This window comes from Streptomyces sp. CLCI03 (assembly GCF_053615355.1).
The window spans coordinates 6,586,272-6,604,722 of the sequence record NZ_CM132132.1; the positions used below are offsets into that span (position 1 = coordinate 6,586,272).

General features: G+C 69.6%; 19 protein-coding genes. 17 read left to right on the forward strand and 2 right to left on the reverse strand.

The features are described 5' to 3' along the window. Positions 1 to 41: 41 nt before the first annotated feature. Both ACWG52_RS30425 and ACWG52_RS30430 read right to left on the reverse strand, forming a co-directional pair. Complete coding sequence (locus tag ACWG52_RS30425; protein WP_389812782.1) at positions 42 to 1,772, reverse strand: FAD-dependent oxidoreductase; 1,731 nt, start codon at positions 1,770 to 1,772, stop codon at positions 42 to 44. Next, the gene (locus ACWG52_RS30430) at positions 1,769 to 2,035 is read right to left on the reverse strand and encodes a UBP-type zinc finger domain-containing protein (protein WP_033226151.1); all 267 of its coding nucleotides are present in this window, start codon (positions 2,033 to 2,035) and stop codon (positions 1,769 to 1,771) included. Before ACWG52_RS30430 ends, ACWG52_RS30425 begins: the two co-directional genes overlap by 4 nt. 329 nt (positions 2,036 to 2,364) lie before the next feature. Here ACWG52_RS30430 and ACWG52_RS30435 point away from each other — a divergent pair, with 329 nt between their 5' ends. The 17 genes from ACWG52_RS30435 (at position 2,365) to ACWG52_RS30515 (ending at position 18,443) form a co-directional block, all read left to right on the forward strand. Further along, entirely contained in the window at positions 2,365 to 3,189 is an 825-nt protein-coding gene (locus ACWG52_RS30435) for a type 1 glutamine amidotransferase domain-containing protein (RefSeq protein WP_033226149.1), read from the forward strand. A 42-nt stretch (positions 3,190 to 3,231) separates the two neighbouring features. After that, positions 3,232 to 4,878 (forward strand): thiamine pyrophosphate-binding protein, encoded by a 1,647-nt coding sequence (locus tag ACWG52_RS30440; protein WP_390140436.1) that lies wholly within the window; start codon positions 3,232 to 3,234, stop codon positions 4,876 to 4,878. A 47-nt stretch (positions 4,879 to 4,925) separates the two neighbouring features. Next, complete coding sequence (locus ACWG52_RS30445; protein WP_453126485.1) at positions 4,926 to 5,360, forward strand: nuclear transport factor 2 family protein; 435 nt, start codon at positions 4,926 to 4,928, stop codon at positions 5,358 to 5,360. Between the two features lie 30 nt (positions 5,361 to 5,390). After that, positions 5,391 to 5,846: a nuclear transport factor 2 family protein gene (locus ACWG52_RS30450; protein WP_365266219.1), complete on the forward strand. Its 456-nt coding sequence runs from the start codon at positions 5,391 to 5,393 to the stop codon at positions 5,844 to 5,846. Positions 5,847 to 5,867: 21 nt separating this feature from the next. Beyond that, positions 5,868 to 6,251: a nuclear transport factor 2 family protein gene (locus tag ACWG52_RS30455; RefSeq protein ID WP_390167897.1), complete on the forward strand. Its 384-nt coding sequence runs from the start codon at positions 5,868 to 5,870 to the stop codon at positions 6,249 to 6,251. Positions 6,252 to 6,264: 13 nt separating this feature from the next. Further along, the gene (locus ACWG52_RS30460; protein WP_389812772.1) at positions 6,265 to 7,893 is read left to right on the forward strand and encodes a GMC family oxidoreductase; all 1,629 of its coding nucleotides are present in this window, start codon (positions 6,265 to 6,267) and stop codon (positions 7,891 to 7,893) included. After that, positions 7,886 to 8,497 (forward strand): DJ-1/PfpI family protein, encoded by a 612-nt coding sequence (locus tag ACWG52_RS30465; RefSeq protein ID WP_389812769.1) that lies wholly within the window; start codon positions 7,886 to 7,888, stop codon positions 8,495 to 8,497. The genes ACWG52_RS30460 and ACWG52_RS30465 overlap by 8 nt, the downstream gene beginning before the upstream one ends. Further along, positions 8,497 to 8,934 (forward strand): VOC family protein, encoded by a 438-nt coding sequence (locus ACWG52_RS30470; RefSeq protein ID WP_266358667.1) that lies wholly within the window; start codon positions 8,497 to 8,499, stop codon positions 8,932 to 8,934. Before ACWG52_RS30465 ends, ACWG52_RS30470 begins: the two co-directional genes overlap by 1 nt. Positions 8,935 to 8,937: 3 nt before the next feature. After that, positions 8,938 to 10,758, forward strand: a complete 1,821-nt coding sequence (locus ACWG52_RS30475) for an AGE family epimerase/isomerase (protein WP_390140442.1) — start codon at positions 8,938 to 8,940, stop codon at positions 10,756 to 10,758. A 37-nt stretch (positions 10,759 to 10,795) separates the two neighbouring features. Beyond that, complete coding sequence (locus tag ACWG52_RS30480) at positions 10,796 to 11,158, forward strand: STAS domain-containing protein (RefSeq protein WP_030769264.1); 363 nt, start codon at positions 10,796 to 10,798, stop codon at positions 11,156 to 11,158. Next, positions 11,155 to 13,302 carry a glycogen debranching protein GlgX gene (gene glgX / locus ACWG52_RS30485; protein ID WP_390140444.1) on the forward strand — a complete coding sequence of 716 codons (2,148 nt, stop codon included), beginning with the start codon at positions 11,155 to 11,157 and terminating at the stop codon, positions 13,300 to 13,302. Before ACWG52_RS30480 ends, glgX begins: the two co-directional genes overlap by 4 nt. A gap of 32 nt (positions 13,303 to 13,334) precedes the next feature. Beyond that, a complete protein-coding gene (locus ACWG52_RS30490) occupies positions 13,335 to 13,646 on the forward strand; it encodes an STAS domain-containing protein (protein ID WP_033226112.1) in 312 nt (103 codons plus the stop codon). A 14-nt stretch (positions 13,647 to 13,660) separates the two neighbouring features. After that, positions 13,661 to 14,119 carry an ATP-binding protein gene (locus ACWG52_RS30495; protein WP_453129086.1) on the forward strand — a complete coding sequence of 153 codons (459 nt, stop codon included), beginning with the start codon at positions 13,661 to 13,663 and terminating at the stop codon, positions 14,117 to 14,119. Then, positions 14,101 to 15,360 (forward strand): PP2C family protein-serine/threonine phosphatase, encoded by a 1,260-nt coding sequence (locus ACWG52_RS30500; protein ID WP_389812758.1) that lies wholly within the window; start codon positions 14,101 to 14,103, stop codon positions 15,358 to 15,360. The genes ACWG52_RS30495 and ACWG52_RS30500 overlap by 19 nt, the downstream gene beginning before the upstream one ends. Continuing rightward, on the forward strand, positions 15,361 to 16,116 hold the full coding sequence (locus ACWG52_RS30505; RefSeq protein WP_389812755.1) for a P-loop NTPase: 756 nt from the start codon (positions 15,361 to 15,363) through the stop codon (positions 16,114 to 16,116). A 70-nt stretch (positions 16,117 to 16,186) separates the two neighbouring features. Then, positions 16,187 to 16,927 (forward strand): type 1 glutamine amidotransferase domain-containing protein, encoded by a 741-nt coding sequence (locus ACWG52_RS30510; protein WP_390140447.1) that lies wholly within the window; start codon positions 16,187 to 16,189, stop codon positions 16,925 to 16,927. Between the two features lie 31 nt (positions 16,928 to 16,958). Next, a complete protein-coding gene (locus tag ACWG52_RS30515) occupies positions 16,959 to 18,443 on the forward strand; it encodes an aldehyde dehydrogenase family protein (protein WP_030729600.1) in 1,485 nt (494 codons plus the stop codon). Positions 18,444 to 18,451: the final 8 nt, after the last annotated feature.

The following is an 18,451-nucleotide window of genomic DNA, read 5'->3' on the forward strand; positions in this document are numbered from 1 at the left end:
TTGCTTCCTTGATCGCAAGGCTGACGCTGCGGCGTTCGCTCTCAGCCCATCGAGCGGTAGCGGTGGATCAGCGAGACGGCCATCGCTCCCTCGCCCACCCCCGACGCGACCCGTTTCACCGAGTGGGCGCGGACGTCGCCGGCCGCGAAGACGCCGGGGACGCTCGTCTCCAGCGGGTACGGGGCGCGCTCCAGGCTCCACTCGGCCGGGAGTTCGCCGCCGTTCGAGATCAGGTCCGAGCCGGTGAGGACGAAGCCGTACTCGTCCCGCTCGACGACGCCCGCGAGCCAGTCGGTGTGCGGGCGGGCGCCGATGAAGGTGAACATGAAGCGGGCCGGGATCTCGGTGTCCTCGCCGGTGTCCGCGTCGTGGAGGGTGATGCGCTCCAGGTGTTCGTCCCCGGCCAGGGAGACCACGGTCGTGCGGACCTTCACCTCGATGTTCGGGGTGCGGTCGATCTCGTCGATCAGGTAGCGGGACATGCTCGCGTCCAGGGACGCGGCGCGGACCAGGATCGTCACGCGGGCGGCGTACTTGGCGAAGTGCACCGCGGCCTGGCCCGCCGAATTGGCCCCGCCGACGATGAACACGTGCTGCGAGATGCAGGCCGAGCTCTCCGTGGTGGCCGCGCCGTAGTAGAGGCCGGCCCCCTCGAAGCGGTCCGCGCCGGGGGCGTCGAGACGGTTGTACGAGACCCCGGTGGCCAGCAGCACCGTCTCGGCGGAGATCTCCGTGCCGTCGGCCAGGGTGAGGATCTTGGCCGGGTCGTCCCGTGTCAGCGAGACCACCTCCACGGGGTGCAGGATCTCGGCGCCGAACCGGGAGGCCTGGATGGTGGCCCGGCGGGTCAGGTCGCCGCCCGAGAGGCCCGAGGGGAAGCCGAGGTAGTTCTCGATCAGGCTGGACGTGCCCGCCTGGCCGCCCGGGGCGCGGGAGTCCAGCATGAGCGTCGACAGGCCCTCCGAGGCCGAGTAGACGCCCGCCGCGAGGCCAGCCGGGCCCGCCCCGACGATGACGCACTCGTAGTGCGGGCGCGAGGCGGTGGTGGCCAGGCCCAGGCGCTGGGCGAGCTGGGTGTCGGTCGGGGCCGAGAGGACCGACCCGTCCGGGAAGCGGACGAGGGGGAGCGCCCCGTCTGGCTGGACGGCGATCAGGGTCAGCGCCTCGGGGTCCCGCTCGACGTTGAGGAAGCGGAACGGTTGGCCGTTGCGGGTGAAGAAGTCCCGGACGGCGTGGGTCCCGGGGGAGACCAGGTGGCCGGCGACGATGATCCCGTCGTAGGCCGGCCGGTAGGTGGCCAGCCAGTCCGACAGCAGGTCGTCCAGGACCGGGAAGAGCCGCTCGTGCGGCGGGTCCCAGGGCTTGAGCAGGTAGTAGTCCAGCCGGACCCGGTTGATGGCGGTGATCGCGGCGTCGGTCTCCGCGTAGGCCGTCAGCAGCACGCGGCGGGCGTCCGGGAAGCGGCTGACCGCCTCCAGCAGGAATTCGACGCCGGTCACGTCCGGCATGCGCTGGTCCACGAGGAACAGCGCCGGGTCGTGGCCGCGTTCGTCGAGGGAGTCCAGGATCTTCAGGGCGTCGGCCGCCGAGGAGGCGCCGAGGACCCGGTAACGGTCGCCGTAGGCGCTGCGCAGATCGCGTCGGACGGCGCGCAGCACCTGCGGGTCGTCGTCCACGGCGAGGATGACCGGCTTCTTGTGCTCCGCGCGTTCGGCGGCCGCGGCCGCCGAGGGGGCGGGTGTGGCGGCGGAACTCTCCGGGGCCGCGCTCATGCCGGGTCCAGCATCAGTTGGTCGGCGTAGCACCAGGCCCAGTCCTCGCCGGGCTCGTGGGAGGCCGCGATGGCGTGCTCGGTGGTCCGGTAGTGCCGGGTGGCGTGACGGTTCCTCGACGAGTCGCAGCATCCGACGTGCCCGCAGCTGAGGCACATCCGCAGGTGCACCCAGGTGTCGCCGGCGATGAGGCACTCCTCGCAGCCCACGGCCGTGGGTTTCACCGGACGTATCTGATCGATGTGTGTGCACAACAGGTCCATCGTCATCGTCCCCGTCCCTCTCCTCGTGCTCTTGCCCGTGCGCTCTCTTGTGGTGTCGCTCGTGCGGTCGGTGATTCGTGGCGCGGCTCGTACGCCTGTGATTCACAGCGCGTCCAGACCATAGGGCGGCACCACCGGAACGGTTCATCGATTCGGCCGAAGTCAGGTAGTCCTGAAGCTACTTCCTGACGTCCGCGGACGACTTCCTGATGTGCGGCCACGACCTGCCCCGCTACCTCACGAAGTCGCACACCAGCGCTTTGACGAAGCACCTGGGCGCGGCCAGTGTGGGGGACGCCAACGACAACAGGCGGCGCCTGGAGGAATACGTGAGCAGAAAGATTCTGGTCATTGTCTCCGAACACGGTTACTGGGCCGAGGAACTGATAGGCCCCGTGTCGAAGTTCGATGAGCGGGGATATGAGGTCATATTCGCCACGCCGACCGGAAAGCGTGCGCACGCTCTCCCGCCGAGCCTCGACGCGAACTACATCGACCCCCCGCTGGGACGCTCGGTCACCACCGAGGAGAACGCCCGACTGGGGCGGGAGTTCGAGCAGTCGAGCCGGCTCGACTCGCCGCTCGACATCGAGGCGTGGGTCCCCGAACGTCCGTACACCAGCGACGAGGGCTATCTGCCCAAGCTGGAGCAGTACCACCGCGATCTGGACAAGCTCGACGCCGACATCGCCGGGTACGACGCGATCCTCGTCGTCGGGGGCAGCGGCCCCATCGTGGACCTCGCCAACAACGAACGCGTGCACGCCCTGATCCTGGCCTTCCACAAGGCCGGCAAGGTCGTCGCCGCCGAGTGCTACGGCGTCGCCTGCCTGGCCTTCGCCCGCGACTGGAGCGACCGCGGGAGCATCATCCGGGGCAAGCACGTGACCGGCCACTGCAAGGAGTACGACTACAAGGACGGCACCGGATTCCTCGGTACCGACTTCAACATGGGGCCGCCGCCGTATCCGCTGGAGTACATCCTGCGCGACGCGACGGGCCCGCGCGGCGCCTACCACGGGAATTTCGGCAAACCGGTCTCGGTCATCGTCGACTTCCCCTTCGTCACCGGGCGTTCCACCCCCGATTCCTATCTCACGGGGCAGAAGATCGTGGAAGTCCTGGAGGACGGTCTCACCCGATACGGCTGGTGATCCCGGAGGGCACAGGGAAATCGGAGAGTAGAGGGGGAATTCATGGAAGCCACTCCCGGACGGGAAAGGCTGATCGAGCAGTTCAAGGCCGACGGCCTGAAGGTGATGTTCGGAAATCCGGGGACGGTGGAACAGGGATTCCTCGACGCGGTGGACGCGGCGGAGGACTTCCGTTACGTCCTCGCCCTCCAGGAGACCGTGGCCGCCGGCATCGCCGACGGGTACGCCCGGGCGACCGGCGGCGCGGCCCTGCTCCAACTGCACTCCGGTGTCGGCCTGGGCAACGGCATCGGCATGCTCTACCAGTCGCTGCGCGGCCACACCCCGCTCGTCGTGGTCGCCGGTGACGCCGGGGTGCGCTACGACGCCATGGACGCGCAGATGGCCTGCGATCTGGTGGCGATGGCCAAGCCGGTGACCAAGTACGCGACGCGGGTCACCGACCCGCGGTCCGTGCTGCGCACCGTCCGTCGCGCCGTGAAGATCGCGCTCACCCCGCCCCGCGGACCGGTGTTCGTGGCGCTGCCCATGGACGTGCTGGACGAGCTCAACTCCGAGCCCGTCCTGCCCTCCACGGAGGTGCTCACCGACGTGTCGCCCTCGCCCGCCTCGGTGGGGCGGGCGGCCGAGCTGCTCGCCTCCGCCGAGCGGCCGATCGTCCTGGTCGGTGACGGGGTCGCGCTCTCCGGGGCACAGAAGGAGCTCGTCGCCGTCGCCGAGCTGCTGGGCGCCGACGTGTACGAGGTCGACTCGTCCGAGGTGAACATCGCGGCCTCGCACCCGCTGCGACGCGGCCAGACCGGGCACATGTTCGGCCCGCACAGCAAGGAGCTCGTCGGGGACGCCGACGGGGTGCTGATCGTCGGCACCTACGTCTTCCCGGAGGTCTTCCCCGAGCTGGAGAGCCCCTTCAGGGCGGGCGCCAAGGTCGTCCACATCGACCTGAACGCCTACGAGATCGCCAAGAACCACCCGGTGGACCTGGGCCTGGCCGCGGACCCCAAGCAGGCGCTGCGCGCGCTGGCCGGCGTACTGGAGCGGCGGCTCGGCCCGCAGCGCAGGGCGGCGGCCGCCGCACGCCTGGACGTACGGACCCGGGAGCGGGTCCGCGAGATCCGGTCGGCGGGGTCCGGCGCGGACGACGGCACGCCGATGGCCGTCTTCCTGAAGACCTTGGCGGAGCGCACCGGCGGGGACCTGATCGTCTTCGACGAGGCGCTGACCACCTCGCCGCTGGTCACCCGGTACCTGCCGGCGGAACGCCCCGGCGACTACCACCTCACCCGGGGCGGCTCGCTCGGCGTGGGCTTCCCGGGCGCGGTCGGGGCCAAGCTGGCCCGGCCCGAGCGGCTGGTGGTCGGCTTCGCGGGCGACGGCGGGTCCATGTACACGTACCAGGCGCTGTGGACGGCGGCCCGGCACGGCATCGACGCCAAGTTCGTCGTGTGCAACAACCGCAAGTACCGGCTGCTGGACGACAACATCGCCCAGTACTGGCGGGAGCGGGACATCCCCGAGCACGGCTTCCCGGGCTCCTTCGACCTCTCCCACCCCGAGATCGACTTCGCCGGGCTGGCCCGGTCGCTCGGCGCCGGCGGGATGCGGGTGGAGAAGCCGGACGAGGCGGTCGCCGCCGTGGGTCGGATGCTGTCGCACCCCGGGCCGTTCCTCGTCGACATCCAGATCTGATTCCAGAGCCATCCGACGCAAGCCCCGTACGGACAGGAGGAGACCGCATGCCCGCCGAGCGGCAGCTGACCGAGGAAGCGATCCGCAGTTTCGCCGAGAACTGGTACGTGGCGCTGGACCAGCACGTGGATCCGGACGACGTGCTCGCCCTGATCACCGAGGAGCTGGAGTTCAAGGTCCCCGAGGACACCTTCCTCGGACACGAGGGGTTCGGCCGCTGGTACGAGGCCGTCACCCACCGCTTCTTCGACGAGGTGCACACCGTCACGAAGGTGGAGCCCGTCATCGAGGGCGACCGGGCGGTCGTCCGGGTCCTCGTCAACTGGCAGGCCAAGATCTGGGACCCGCCGGCCGCCCGCAGCCAGTGGCTGGGCTTCGACGCCGACCAGACCTGGACGGTCGTGGCCGGTCCGGACGGACCGCTGATCAAGCAGTACACCGTCAACGACCTGGCGCCGATGCCCGGTTCCGGCTCGCTCTGAGCACGGGCACAGGCGAAGGGAGAAGCGACGATGACCGAAGTGACACGGGAGCGGGTCGAGGCGGCGTACGCCGCCCTCGGTTCCGGCGACCGGGCGCGCATCCTGGAGTACTACTCCGAGGACCTGCGCTGGCTGGTGCCGGGCAACCACCCGCTGGCCGGCTGGTACGAGAGCCTGGACGCCTTCCTGGAGCTGATGGGGCAGACCCACAAGCTCACGGGCGGCACCTTCCGGATGGACATCCAGGCGGTCCTCGTCGGCGAGGACTGCAGCGCCGACGTGTGCCGCAACGTGGCCCTGCGGGACGGCGCGGACGAGACGAGCACCTCCGCGTACGAGCGGATGGACTACCCGGTCTTCCACTTCATGCGGTGGCGCGGCGGCCGGATCGTCGAGGGCCGGGACGGTCTCTTCGGGGACTCGGCGACCGCCTTCAGCCAGTTCTGGGCGCCGTTCGCGCCGGACGGAACCCGTAGGGACCGATAGACCGACAGGGGGATGAGCGCGATGGACCGACACGAGAGCCACACCGAGATCCTTCGGAAGTACTACGAGTACGCCAACGCCGGTGACTGGGACCGCTGGTGCGACCTGTTCGCCGACGACCAGGTGATGGACGAGCAGCTCGCCGGCCACATCGAGGGCCTGGAGGTCCTGCGCTCGATGATGAAGGGCATGGGCACGATGTACCGGGTCTTCCACAACGAGCCCGTGCACTTCGTCGTCGACGGCGAGAAGGCCGCGGCCGTCTCGCACCTGACCGCGGTCAGCGCCTCCGGCGAGCCCATCGAGGCCGAGGTCATGAACTTCTTCCGGATCGTCGACGGAAAGATCGCCTACATGGCGAACTACCACGACACGGTCCCCTTCCAGGTGCTGGGCCAGGACTGAGGGGAGCGCGGTCATGGCTGCAGAACGAGCAGAGGAATACGACTACGTCATCGTGGGCTCCGGCACCGCCGGCAGCGTCCTGGCGGACCGGCTCTCCGAGGACCCGGACGTCTCGGTCCTCGTCCTGGAGGCGGGCGGCTCCCGCATCCCGCCCGAGGTGGACGACCCGTCCTCCTGGTACAAGCTCCTCGGCGGGCCGGTGGACTGGGGCTACACCAGCACCCCGCAGCCCGGACTCGACGGCCGCCGTACGTACGAACCGCGCGGCAAGGCCCCCGGCGGCAGCAGCAACCTCTACATCATGATGCACATCCGCGGCCACGCCTCGGACTTCGACAACTGGGCCTACCAGGGCGCCGCCGGCTGGTCCCACGAGGACGTGCTGCCCTACTTCGCGCTGCTGGAGGGCCAGGAGGACGTCACCGCCGCGACCACCGGCACCCGCGGCCCGCAGCGGATCACCAACGCCGGCCGGCACGACCCCAACCCGGTCTCCCGGGCCTTCATCGACGCCGCCGTCGAGCTGGGCCACCAGGAGATCGAGGACTTCAACACCGACGGACCGCGGCGCGGCCTCTTCGGCACCGGCTGGCACCACATCGACGCGGCCGACGGCCGCCGCCAAGGCGTCCTCGCCGCCTACCTGGAGCCGGCGCTACGGCGCCCCAACCTGACCCTGCGCACCGACGCGCAGAGCACCCGCCTGCTCTTCGACGGGGACACCTGCACGGGCGTCGAGTACGTCCAGCTGAAGGCTCCCGCCACGCTTCCGGCCGGCGACGCCCCGGGCCGGACCGTCCGGGACGGCCACAGCGTCCCCGCGGCGCCCGGGTCGCACACCGTACGGGCCCGACGCGAGGTGATCGTGGCGGCCGGGGCGATCGAGTCCCCGAAGCTGCTGCTGCTCTCCGGCATCGGCCACCCCGAGCAGCTGCGCGAGCACGGCATCGAGGTCACCGCCGCCCTGCCCGGGGTCGGCGAGAACTTCCACAACCACGTCCTGACCGGGCTGATGGCCGAGGTCACCCAGGAACTGCCGCCGCCGGCGCAGAACCTGTCGGAGAGCGCTCTATTCCTGTCCTCACGGCCCGGGTTGCCCGCCCCCGACCTGCAGATCGCCTTCGTCCACGTGCCGTTCGACGTGATCGTCGGCCAGGACCACCCCGACACGGTGTCCATCCTGCCCGGCGTCGTACGGCCGGTGTCGCGCGGCTGGATCAAGCTGGCGAGCGCCGACCCGCTGGCCCATCCGCTGATCAACCCGAACTACCTGGGCGACCGGTGGGACCTGGAACGGATGGTGCAGGGCGTCAAGATCGCCCGGGAGATCTTCGCGACCTCCGCCTTCTCGCCCTGGTACAAGCAGGAGCTCCAGCCCGGCCCGGGCCACGTGAGCGACGACGACCTGCGGACCTTCGTGAAGCAGAAGTCGGAGAGCTACCACCACCAGGCCGGCTCCTGCCGCATGGGCGTCGACGACCTCTCCGTCGTCGACCCCGAGCTGCGGGTGCACGGCGTACGGAACCTGCGCGTGGTCGACGCGAGCGTGATGCCCGCGGTCCCGTCCGGCAACTGCCACACCGCCATCGCGATGATCGCCGAGCGCGCGGCGGACTTCCTGAAGGGGGCCTCCCGTGTCTGACGCGATCCTGCGCGAGGGCGCGCTGTCCGGGACCCGGATCGCGGTCCTGGTCGAGAGCGACTACTACGAGCCGGAGATCTTCTACTACCAGCGCCGCTTCGCCGAGGAAGGCGCCGAGGTCGACTTCCTGACCCGGCTGTGGGGCAACGACTCCATCACCTTCACCGGGCACGAGTACCGGGCGCCGTTCACCGCCGACAAGTCCCTGGAAGGCCTGAGCGACGACGAGCTGCGCCGCTACGCGGCGATCATCGTGCCCTCCGGCATGGTGGCCGACCGGCTGCGCTACACGGAGGACGTGGACGTCCTCGCCCCGGCGACCGAGCTGCTGCGCCGGGCCTTCGAGGAGCCGACGGTCCTCAAGGGGATCATCTGCCACGGCATGTGGCTGGCCTCCTCGATCCCGGACCGGATCCGCGGCCGCAAGGTGGTCTGCCACAACAACCTCATCGGTGACGTCCGGAACATGGGCGGGGAGTACGTCGACGAGGACGTGGTGGTCGACGGAGACCTGGTCACCGGCCGCACCGGCGCCCACCACCACCTCTTCGCCCGCCGCATCATCGAACTGATCGCGGCCGGTCGGGGCCGGGGAGCCGGCTGATGGCCGCCGGGCTGCGGTGGTCCCACGTGGGCCTGAACTGCACCGACCAGAAGACCACCGAGGAGTTCTACACCCGGTACTTCGGCTTCACCCGGGCCCGTGTGGTCGACCTCGGCGAGTCGCGGATCGTGTTCCTGCGCAAGGGGGACGCGTATCTGGAGCTCTTCGCGGCCGGCGACACCGCACCGGCCCGGGCGGCGAACGACGACGGTCCGCAGGCCCCCGGCCGTATGCGCCACCTGGCCTTCCAGACCGACAGCGTGGACGCGTTCCTGGCCGAGCTGGGCGACGCGGCGGAAGTGACCCTGGGACCACTGGACTTCGACGACTTCATCTGCGGCTGGCGGACCGTGTGGGTCCGCGACCCCGACGGGGTCATCGTCGAGGTCAGCCAGGGATACGAGGACGACGGCTCTCACGACAAGGACGGTGCGTGACCCATGGCTGACGCCGTGACCTTCTCCTTCTCCGACACGATCGCGGGCTACGTCACCCGCTTCGACTCCGGGACCCGGCTGCTGAGGCTGAAGACCGCCGACGGGCGCGAGTTCGACGTCTCCCTCGCCGGCAACCCCAGCGCCGAGCTGGTCCGCAACCTGGACGAGCCCTACATCGACGCCTCCGGGCACATCGACGAGATGCTCTCGCCCGGCCGGTTCCTCTTCGTCTACGGGGTCCACTACCCGGAGCGCGGCGGCAGCTTCGACGCCAAGCGCCTGGTCTTCCTGGGCCGCGGGGCCGAGGACTACCGCTTCGAGGAGCCCAGCTGGTGGATCAAGCAGATCGAATCCCTGGCCGACTTCTACAAGAGGGCGCAGTTCGGCGACGGGCCGGTCGACTTCACCGAGTACCGCACCGAGATCCGGCTCGGCGGTGACAAGACCGCAAGCCACGTCCAGGAGACCGACACGATCTCCCGGCTGGTCTACGGCATGGCCTCGGCCTACCTGCTGACCGGCAAGGACGAGTACCTGGAGGTCGCCGAGCGCGGCACCGAGTACCTGCGCAAGCACATGCGGGTCGTGGACAGCGAGGAGGACGTGGTCTTCTGGTACCACGGCATCAGCGTCGACGGGGACAGCGAGCGCAAGCTCTTCACCTCGGAGTTCTCCGACGACTACGACGCGATCCCGATGTACGAGCAGATCTACGCGCTGGCCGGCCCCATCCAGACGTACCGGGTCACCGGTGACATCCGGATCAAGAACGACGCGGACGCCACCATCCGGCTGTTCGACAAGTTCTTCTTCGACCCGGAGCAGGGCGGCTACTACTCCCACATCGACCCGATCCTCTTCAGCGCCGACCACGAGTCCCTCGGCGAGAACGCCGAGCGCAAGAACTGGAACTCGGTCGGCGACCACGCGCCCGCCTACCTGATCAACCTGTACCTGGCGACGGGCGACCAGAAGTACGCCGACTTCCTCGAGTACACCTTCGACACCATCGCGGACAAGTTCCCGGACTACGAGAACAGCCCCTTCGTCCAGGAGCGCTTCTTCCGCGACTGGTCGCACGACACCGCGCACAGCTGGCAGCAGAACCGCGCGGTGGTCGGCCACAACCTGAAGATCGCCTGGAACCTGATGCGGATGAACTCGCTGAAGGCCAAGCCGGAGTACGAGCAGCTCGCCAAGAAGATCGGCGAGATCATGCCGGCGGTCGGCAGCGACGTGCAGCGCGGTGGCTGGTACGACGTGGTCGAGCGGCTCAAGGATGGCGACCAGGAGGCGTACCGGTTCGCCTGGCACGACCGCAAGGCCTGGTGGCAGCAGGAGCAGGCGATCCTCGCCTACCTCATCCTGAACGGCACGGTCGGCGGCGACGCGAACCTGCGCGAGGCCCGGCAGGCCCAGGCCTTCTACAACACCTTCTTCCTCGACCACGACGAGGGAGCCGTCTACTTCAACGTGCTCGCCAGCGGTACGCCGTACCTGCTCGGCACCGAGCGGCTCAAGGGCAGCCACTCGATGTCCATGTACCACTCGGCGGAGCTCTGCTACCTCTCCGCCGTCTACAACAACCTGCTCATCAACGGGCGGGAGATGGACTTCCACTTCCAGCCCGACCCGACGAACCTGCCCGACCGCGTCCTGCGCGTCTCGCCCGACCTGCTTCCCGCCGGTTCGGTGCGGATCGCGTCCGTGGAGATCGACGAGAAGCCGTACACCGACTTCGACGCCGACGCACTCACCGTACGGCTGCCCGATGTCCAGGGCCGGGTGAAGGTCAAGGTCCGGCTGCGCCCGGTGACCAAGTAGCGCTCAACGGGGGGCGCCCCAACCAGAGGGGAACGCAATGACTCTCAACGTCAAGGAACGCCGGAACAAGACGGGCACCGTGCTCGTCGCCACCGGCGAGATCAACAGCGAGACATCCGGCTCGCTGCTCCAGGCACTGCTGCCGCTGGTCCGCGAGGGCAAGCCGCTGAAGATCGACCTCACCGCGGTCACCTACGTCTCCAGCGCGGGCCTGCGCACCCTGCTCGTGGTCTACCGCGAGGCCCAGCACGCCGGCGTCGCGGTCACCCTCTACGGGGTGAGCGAAGAGGTCCGGTTCGTCATGTCGGCCACCGGGTTCCTCGACTTCTTCGAGACCGGCGAGGCCGTCGCCGCGGCCGCCAAGGCCAAGGCCAAGGCCAAGGCCAAGGCAGCGCGATGACCGAGACCCGGTCCGAGCAGGTGCTGCGCGTCGACGCGTACCCGACCCACGAGGTGGGCGGGTACCGCGTCCGCGCCGGCAAACCGTTCCCCTTCGGGGCCAACGTGGTCCCCGGCGGGGTCAGCTTCTCCGTCTTCTCCGACCAGGCCACCTCCATGACCCTGGTCATCTTCAAGCGCGGAGAACCCGAGCCGATGGCCGAACTGGAGTTCCCCGAGGAATTCCGCACCGGCAGCGTCTTCGCCATGACCGTCTTCGGCCTCGACCACGAGAACATCGAGTACGGGTACCGGGCCGACGGCCCCTACGACCCCGTCACCGGGCATCGCTTCGACGCCCGGCAGGTGCTCTCCGACCCGTACGCCCGCCTCATCGCAGGCCGTGACGTGTGGGGCGTGGAGCCGGACCGCAGCCGCGGCTACCAGTACCGCTCCCGCGTCTGCCTCCAGGACTTCGACTGGGGCGACGACACGCCGCTGGGCATCCCGGCCGAGGACCTCGTCGTCTACGAGACCCACGTACGCGGCTTCACCCGGCACCCCTCCTCGCAGGTCACCGCACCCGGCACCTTCGCGGGGCTGCGCGAGAAGATCCCGTACCTGAAGGAACTCGGGATCAACTGCATCGAACTGCTGCCGGTGTTCGAGTTCGACGAGAGCGACAACCCCCGCAGCAACCCGGAGACCGGCGAGCAGCTCTTCGACTACTGGGGCTACAACACCGTCTCGTTCTTCGCGCCCAAGGCCGGCTACGCGGCCACCGGACGCTACGGCATGCAGGGCGACGAGTTCCGCACCCTGATCAAGGACCTGCACGCGGCCGGCATCGAGGTCATCCTCGACGTCGTCTTCAACCACACCGCCGAGGGCAACGAGCAGGGCCCGACGATCTCCTTCAAGGGGCTCGACAACGCCACGTACTACATGCTCACGCCCGACGGGTACTACTTCAACTTCAGCGGCACCGGCAACACCGTCAACTGCAACCACCCCGTCGTGCGCAACTACGTGCTCGACTGCCTGCGCCACTGGGTCGCCGACTACCACATCGACGGCTTCCGCTTCGACCTGGCGGCCATCCTCGGCCGGGCCCTGGACGGCACCCCGCTGCCCAACCCGCCGCTGCTGGAACTGCTCGCCTACGACCCGGTCCTGCGGCACACCAAGCTCATCGCCGAGGCCTGGGACGCCGGCGGCCTCTACGAGGTCGGCAACTTCCCGGCGTACGGCCGCTGGGCCGAGTGGAACGGCAAGTACCGCGACACCGTACGCAGCTTCCTCAAGGGCGACCCCGGCGTCACCGGCGAACTGGCCACCCGGATCGCCGGATCACCCGACCTGTACGCCACCCGCGGCACCGCGGCCTCGGTCAACTTCCTGACAGCGCACGACGGTTTCACCCTCGCCGACCTGGTCTCCTACAACGACAAGCACAACGAGGCCAACGGCGAGAACAACAACGACGGTGCCAACGACAACAACAGCTGGAACTGCGGCGCCGAAGGTCCCACCGACGACCCGGAGATCAACGCGCTGCGCATCCGGCAGATGAAGAACGCCCTCGCGATCCTCTTCACCAGCCAAGGCATCCCGATGCTGCTGGCCGGCGACGAGGTCGCCCGCACCCAGCAGGGCAACAACAACACCTACTGCCAGGACAACGAGCTCTCCTGGTTCGACTGGGACCAGGTCGACGACAACACCGAACTGCTCCGGTTCACCCGGGAGCTGATCGAATTCCGCAAGCACCACCGCGAGCTGCGCTCCACCGCCCACCCCACCGGCCAGGTCCGCGAGCACCTGGGCCTGCCGGACATCAGCTGGCACGGGGAGCGGGCCTGGCAGCCCGACTGGTCGGCGGAGAGCCGGCTGCTGGCGGTGGCCCGCTGCGGCACCGGTGACGACGACGTGGTGTACGTGGCCATGAACGCGCACTGGGAGTCGCACGACCTGGAACTGCCCGCCCTGCCGGGAGGCCGGAGCTGGCACCTGTTCGCCGACACCGGGGCCGAGGCACCGTACGACATCCGCACCCCCGGAGCCGAACAGGAGCTGGACAACGCCGGGAAGTACCTGATCGGCCCGCGCTCCGTGGTGATCCTCGTGGGCCGCACCGACGATCGCGACGACCTCGACACGCCCTGACCGAACACGCCCTGACCGAAGGAGACCCTGACATGCCGCTTTCCGTGTCCCTGAGCATCGAGGGCGACACCACCGTGATCGAACTGACGGGCGAGCTGGACGCCAAGACCGCGCCGGACTTCCACCGGACCATCGAGAAGGCCGCCGGCCACGGCACCCGCACCGTCGAGATCAGGATGGCCGGCGTCGGCTACATGGCCAGCGCCGGACTGCGCTCCCTGGTCTTCGCCCAGCAGAAGGTCGCGAACGACGTCACCATCAAGGTGGTCGGCGCCATCGAGCCCGTGTCCCGGACCATCCGGACCGCCGGGCTGGACCGGAGCATCGTCCTGACCGATGAGTGACCACCGTGACTGACATGGTCGAACTGGCGAGCACGCCCTGCGTACTGGAAGTGCCCGCGACGGTGGGGGCACTGGGCGACATCGCCGCGCTCGTCCTACGACTGGCCGAGGCGGCGGGCCTGGACAAGGGCGCCACCTACCGGCTCCGGCTGGCCGTGGACGAACTGGCCACCAACGTCGTGATGCACGGGTACCGGGGCGGCGACGGACGGATCACCGTCCGCGGCCGCTCCGGCCCGGGCGGGGTGCAGATCGTCATCGAGGACTGCGCACCCCCCTTCGACCCCGTCGAAGGCCGCCTGCCGCCCGCCTGCCCCGGGATCCCCCCGGAGCAGCGGCGGATCGGCGGCCTCGGCATCCACCTGGCGCTGACCAGCGTGGACGAGTTCGGCTACGCGCACAGGGACGGCCGCAACATCAGCACCCTGACTGTGAAGGCTGAGGGGACGGACCGATGCCCTCCACGACCGTGATCATCCTCGACGCGTACCCGCCACCGCCGCCCGAGCTGCTCGACGCTCTGCGGACGATGGACGCGGCACTCGTCACCCGCTCCCTGAAGGAGCTGCGCGAAGGAGCACTGGAACTGCTGCCCGTCGCGGACGTGCTGCTCGCCCCCGCCGAGTCCGACGGGGAGGCCGTACGGATGGCCGTACGCCGGCTGCGCCGCTGGGCCGGGGCCCCCATCGTGGTCGTCTGGACCGTGACGGAGTTCGCCGCCCTGGAGAAGCACGTCCGGATCGGGCACGACTACCTCGTACCACCCTTCCTGCCCGCCCTCGTCGGGGCCCGGCTGCACAGCTGCTCGGAGCGCGCCGGACTCGGCCGCACCCTGCGCGAAGCCGACGCCCGCGCCGAACTCATGGGCTACGAGAAGGAACTGGAGATCGGCCGGGAGATCCAGGCGGGCTTCCTGCCCGAATCGATGCCCGTCCCCGACGGCTGGGAGATCGACGTGCGGTTCCGTCCCGCCCGGCAGGTCGCCGGCGACTTCTACGACGTCTTCGAGATCTCCCGCGGCCGTCGGCTCGCCTTCGTCGTCGCCGACGTCTGCGACAAGGGGGTCGGAGCCGCGCTGTTCATGGCGCTCATCCGCTCCCTCCTGCGGCACACCGCGCAGAACAGCGGCCTGCAGCACCTGGTCGCCGCCGGACGAGCCGGCGGCAGCCGCCGGATCCCGGTCGTCGGCGCCACCCCGCTGCTCAACGCGGTCACCGCCACCAACGGCTACCTCACCCGCAACCACCTGCGGCAGGGCTACTTCGCCACCCTCTTCTTCGGGGTGCTCGACCCGCTCACCGGCAGCCTCGTCTACATCAACGGCGGCCACAACCCGCCCCTGCTGCTGCCCGCCGACGGCAGCCCGCCCGTCGCCCTCCACATCACCGGACCGGCCGTCGGCATCCTGCCCGACTGCGTCTACACCCTCGGCTACGCCCAGCTCGACCCGGGCGACACCCTGTTCGCCTTCACCGACGGAGTCCCCGAGGCCCGCTGCCCGAACGGCAGCTTCCTCGGCGACGACCGCATGCTGGAACTGCTCACCGGGCCACCGACCAGCGGCAAGGACGTGGTCGACCGGATGGACTGGGCGGTGCGCGAACACACCGGCACCGCCGAACAGCACGACGACGTCACCATGCTGGCCCTGCACCGGCCACGCGCGGCGCGGGGGCCGCGCGCGGACGGCGCCGGCACCCGGGTGGTGGCCTAGATGACCCGCACCATCGTCGTGCACTCGCACCGCGGTGGGACGGGCAAGTCCTCGGTACTGGCCAACCTCGCGCTGCTCCTCGCGGCCGAGGGGCGCCGGGTGGGGGTGGTCGACACCGATATCCAGTCACCCACCCTGGACCTGCTGTTCCGCCTGGGGCCAGGCCCCTCCCTGACCGACTACCTGCTCGGCCGCTGCGAGATCGAGACCACCGCCCAACAGACCGGCACCGTTTCCGGTCCGGGGGCCCTGTACGTCGTACCGGCCCGGACCGGGACGGCCGCCCTGCGCGAGATCATGGCCGGCGGCTACGACGTGGGGCTGCTGCCGGAGGGCTTCGACCGGCTGGCCGCGCACCACGACCTCGACGTCCTGCTGCTCGACACCCACGCCGGGCTCAACAACGAGTCGGTGACCGCCATGGCGAGCGCCGACGTACTGATGATCATGGCGCGGGCCGACCGGATCGACCTCTCGGGGGTCGAGGAGACCATCGCCCTCGCCGGACGCCTGACCTGCCGGCGGAACCTCGTACTGAGCATGGCTCCCGAGGGCATCGACCGGGAGGCGGCCCGCCGGCGCTCGGAGGCGGTCTACGGGGCGCCACTGGCCGGGATCCTTCCCTACTCGCCGGAAATGGCGGCTCTGTACGGGGAACGCATATTTGCCGAAGCCCACCCCGACCACCCCCTGGTCGGTGAATTCCGCACCATCATCTCGGCGTTGGACGCACGTGACGAAGTATCGCGGGCCTGACGTCGTCCCCCTTACGCCCCCCGCGGGTGGCGTGTTGAATCGGCAGCGAATCCAGAACAAGGAGAGAATCATGAAGATTCTCGTCGTCATGACGGCCAAAGCCACACTGCATCTGCTCGACGGTGAACAGCACCCCTCGGGATTCTGGGCCGAGGAATTCGTCGTGCCCTTCTCGCTCTTCAAGGCGGCCGGCCACGACGTGGACGTGGCGACGATCGCGGGCACGGCGCCGACCGTCGACCGGACGAGCATCGACCCCCAGTTCCTGCGGTGGGTCCGTCCCGAGGGTTCGCCGGACGAGGACGCGGCCAACGCCGCCGAGTACGTCCGGGTCATCGGGGACACCCCCCAGCTGAGCGCCCCCATCGCCCTGGAGACCCTCACCGAGAAGGACATCGCCGACTACGACGGCGTGTACGTCAGCGGCGGCCACGGCGCCATCGGCGACCTCCCCAAGTCCGACGAGCTCGCCCAGATCCTGCGCTGGGTCATCGCGCAGGACAAACCGCTCGCCACCGTGTGCCACGGCCACACCTCGCTGCTCGCGCTGCGCGACGGCGAAGGCCGCTGGCCCTTCGAGGGCTACCGCATGACGGCCTTCTCGCACGACGAGGAACTGGTCACCAACATGGCCGGCCGGCTCCCGCTGATCCTGGAGGTCGAACTCACCCGGCTCGGCGCCCGCTACGAGAAGGCGGAGGCCATCTGGGACTCGCACGTGGTCGTCGACCGCAAGCTGACGACCGGCCAGAACCCCTACTCCTCCAAGGCCCTCGCCGAGACCTTCTTGACGCAGCTCGCGAAGGGCTAGTCCCCCCGCACCCCGAAACCGGAAGGCAGCCATGACCAAGCGTGAGCTGAGCGGCCAGCCCCTCGCCAACCCCGGGAAACTGTTCATCGGCGGCGCCTGGGTCCCGGCCCAGGACGGCCGTACCGAACCGGACATCAGCCCCGTGGACGGGCAGGAGATCGTGCCGGTGGCCCAGGCCGCCGCCGCCGACGCGGACGCGGCCGTCGCCGCCGCCCGCACGGCGTACGAGGAGGGCCCCTGGAGCAGACTGTCCGCCCAGGAGCGCGCGCTGCGGCTGAACCGGGTCGGTGAGCTCATCGAGCGCGACCTGGAGGAGATCGCCCTGCTGGAGACCGTGGACATGGGCAAGCCGTTCGCGTTCTCCAGCACGGTCGACGCCCCCATGGCCGCCCAGCTCATGCACTACTACGCCGGGGCCGTGACCCGCGTCGACGGCTCCTCGCGGGCCCCGGCCGGCGGCCAGCTCGCCTACACCCTGCGCGAACCGCTGGGCGTGGTCTGCGCCATCACCCCGTTCAACTTCCCGCTGCTGCTGTCGATGACGAAGATCGCACCGGCACTCGCGGCGGGCAACACGGTGGTCCACAAACCCTCCCCGGCCACCCCGCTGACCGCCCTGAAGATCGCCGAGCTCTTCCAGGAGGCGGAGATCCCCGACGGCGTGCTGAACGTCATCACCGGTCCGGGCGTCGAACTGGGGGAGACCCTCACCGGCCACCCCGACATCGACAAGATCGCCTTCACCGGCTCCACCTCGGTCGGCCAGACGATCATCCGCAAGGCGGCCGGCACCCTGAAGAAGGTGACGATGGAGCTCGGCGGCAAGTCCGCCAACATCGTCTTCGCCGACGCCGACCTCGACGCCGCCGAGGAACTCGCCTTCTTCGGCATCTACTACAACAAGGGCGAGATCTGCACCGCCGGATCCCGGCTGCTGCTGCAGCGCCCCATCCACGACGAGATGGTCGAACGCCTGGTCCGCCGGGCCGCCGACCTCAAGCCCGGTGACCCGCGCGACCCGGCCACCCTCTTCGGACCGCTGGCCCACCGCGGCCAGTTCGACAAGGTCAGCTCCTACATCGAGGTCGGCGAGAAGGAAGGCGCGATCCTGCGCACCGGCGGCAGCGGATGGACCCCCGAGGGAGCCTCCAGTCAAGGCCTGTACTTCCTGCCGACGATCTTCACCGGCGTCGACAACGGCATGCGGATCGCCCAGGAGGAGATCTTCGGCCCGGTCCTGTCGATCATCCCCTTCGACACCGAGGAGGACGCCGTACGCATCGCCAACGACAGCGCGTACGGCCTCGCCGCCGGCGTCCACACCAAGGACCTGCGGCGCGCCCACCGGGTCGCCTCGCAGATCAAGGCCGGCACGGTCTGGGTCAATTGCTACAACCAGTACGACCCCGCCGTGCCCTACGGCGGCTACAAGGCCTCCGGCTACGGCCGCGAGTGCGGCCCCGAGTCGCTGGAGAGCTACACCCAGACCAAGTCGGTCTGGATCGGCATGGACTGAGAGCGCTA

Bases quoted from the DNA above. Each gene is read 5' to 3' on its own strand.
- ACWG52_RS30445 (WP_453126485.1), top strand. From the start codon at position 4,926: ATGCCCGCCGAGCGGCAGCTGACCGAGGAAGCGATCCGCAGTTTCGCC.
- ACWG52_RS30515 (WP_030729600.1), top strand. From the start codon at position 16,959: ATGACCAAGCGTGAGCTGAGCGGCCAGCCCCTCGCCAACCCCGGGAAA.
- ACWG52_RS30500 (WP_389812758.1), top strand. From the start codon at position 14,101: ATGCCCTCCACGACCGTGATCATCCTCGACGCGTACCCGCCACCGCCG.
- ACWG52_RS30450 (WP_365266219.1), top strand. From the start codon at position 5,391: ATGACCGAAGTGACACGGGAGCGGGTCGAGGCGGCGTACGCCGCCCTC.
- ACWG52_RS30510 (WP_390140447.1), top strand. From the start codon at position 16,187: ATGAAGATTCTCGTCGTCATGACGGCCAAAGCCACACTGCATCTGCTC.
- ACWG52_RS30460 (WP_389812772.1), top strand. From the start codon at position 6,265: ATGGCTGCAGAACGAGCAGAGGAATACGACTACGTCATCGTGGGCTCC.
- ACWG52_RS30475 (WP_390140442.1), top strand. From the start codon at position 8,938: ATGGCTGACGCCGTGACCTTCTCCTTCTCCGACACGATCGCGGGCTAC.
- ACWG52_RS30455 (WP_390167897.1), top strand. From the start codon at position 5,868: ATGGACCGACACGAGAGCCACACCGAGATCCTTCGGAAGTACTACGAG.
- ACWG52_RS30505 (WP_389812755.1), top strand. From the start codon at position 15,361: ATGACCCGCACCATCGTCGTGCACTCGCACCGCGGTGGGACGGGCAAG.
- ACWG52_RS30425 (WP_389812782.1), bottom strand. From the start codon at position 1,772: ATGAGCGCGGCCCCGGAGAGTTCCGCCGCCACACCCGCCCCCTCGGCG.
- ACWG52_RS30470 (WP_266358667.1), top strand. From the start codon at position 8,497: ATGGCCGCCGGGCTGCGGTGGTCCCACGTGGGCCTGAACTGCACCGAC.
- ACWG52_RS30440 (WP_390140436.1), top strand. From the start codon at position 3,232: ATGGAAGCCACTCCCGGACGGGAAAGGCTGATCGAGCAGTTCAAGGCC.
- ACWG52_RS30495 (WP_453129086.1), top strand. From the start codon at position 13,661: ATGGTCGAACTGGCGAGCACGCCCTGCGTACTGGAAGTGCCCGCGACG.
- ACWG52_RS30490 (WP_033226112.1), top strand. From the start codon at position 13,335: ATGCCGCTTTCCGTGTCCCTGAGCATCGAGGGCGACACCACCGTGATC.
- ACWG52_RS30430 (WP_033226151.1), bottom strand. From the start codon at position 2,035: ATGGACCTGTTGTGCACACACATCGATCAGATACGTCCGGTGAAACCC.
- ACWG52_RS30480 (WP_030769264.1), top strand. From the start codon at position 10,796: ATGACTCTCAACGTCAAGGAACGCCGGAACAAGACGGGCACCGTGCTC.
- glgX (WP_390140444.1), top strand. From the start codon at position 11,155: ATGACCGAGACCCGGTCCGAGCAGGTGCTGCGCGTCGACGCGTACCCG.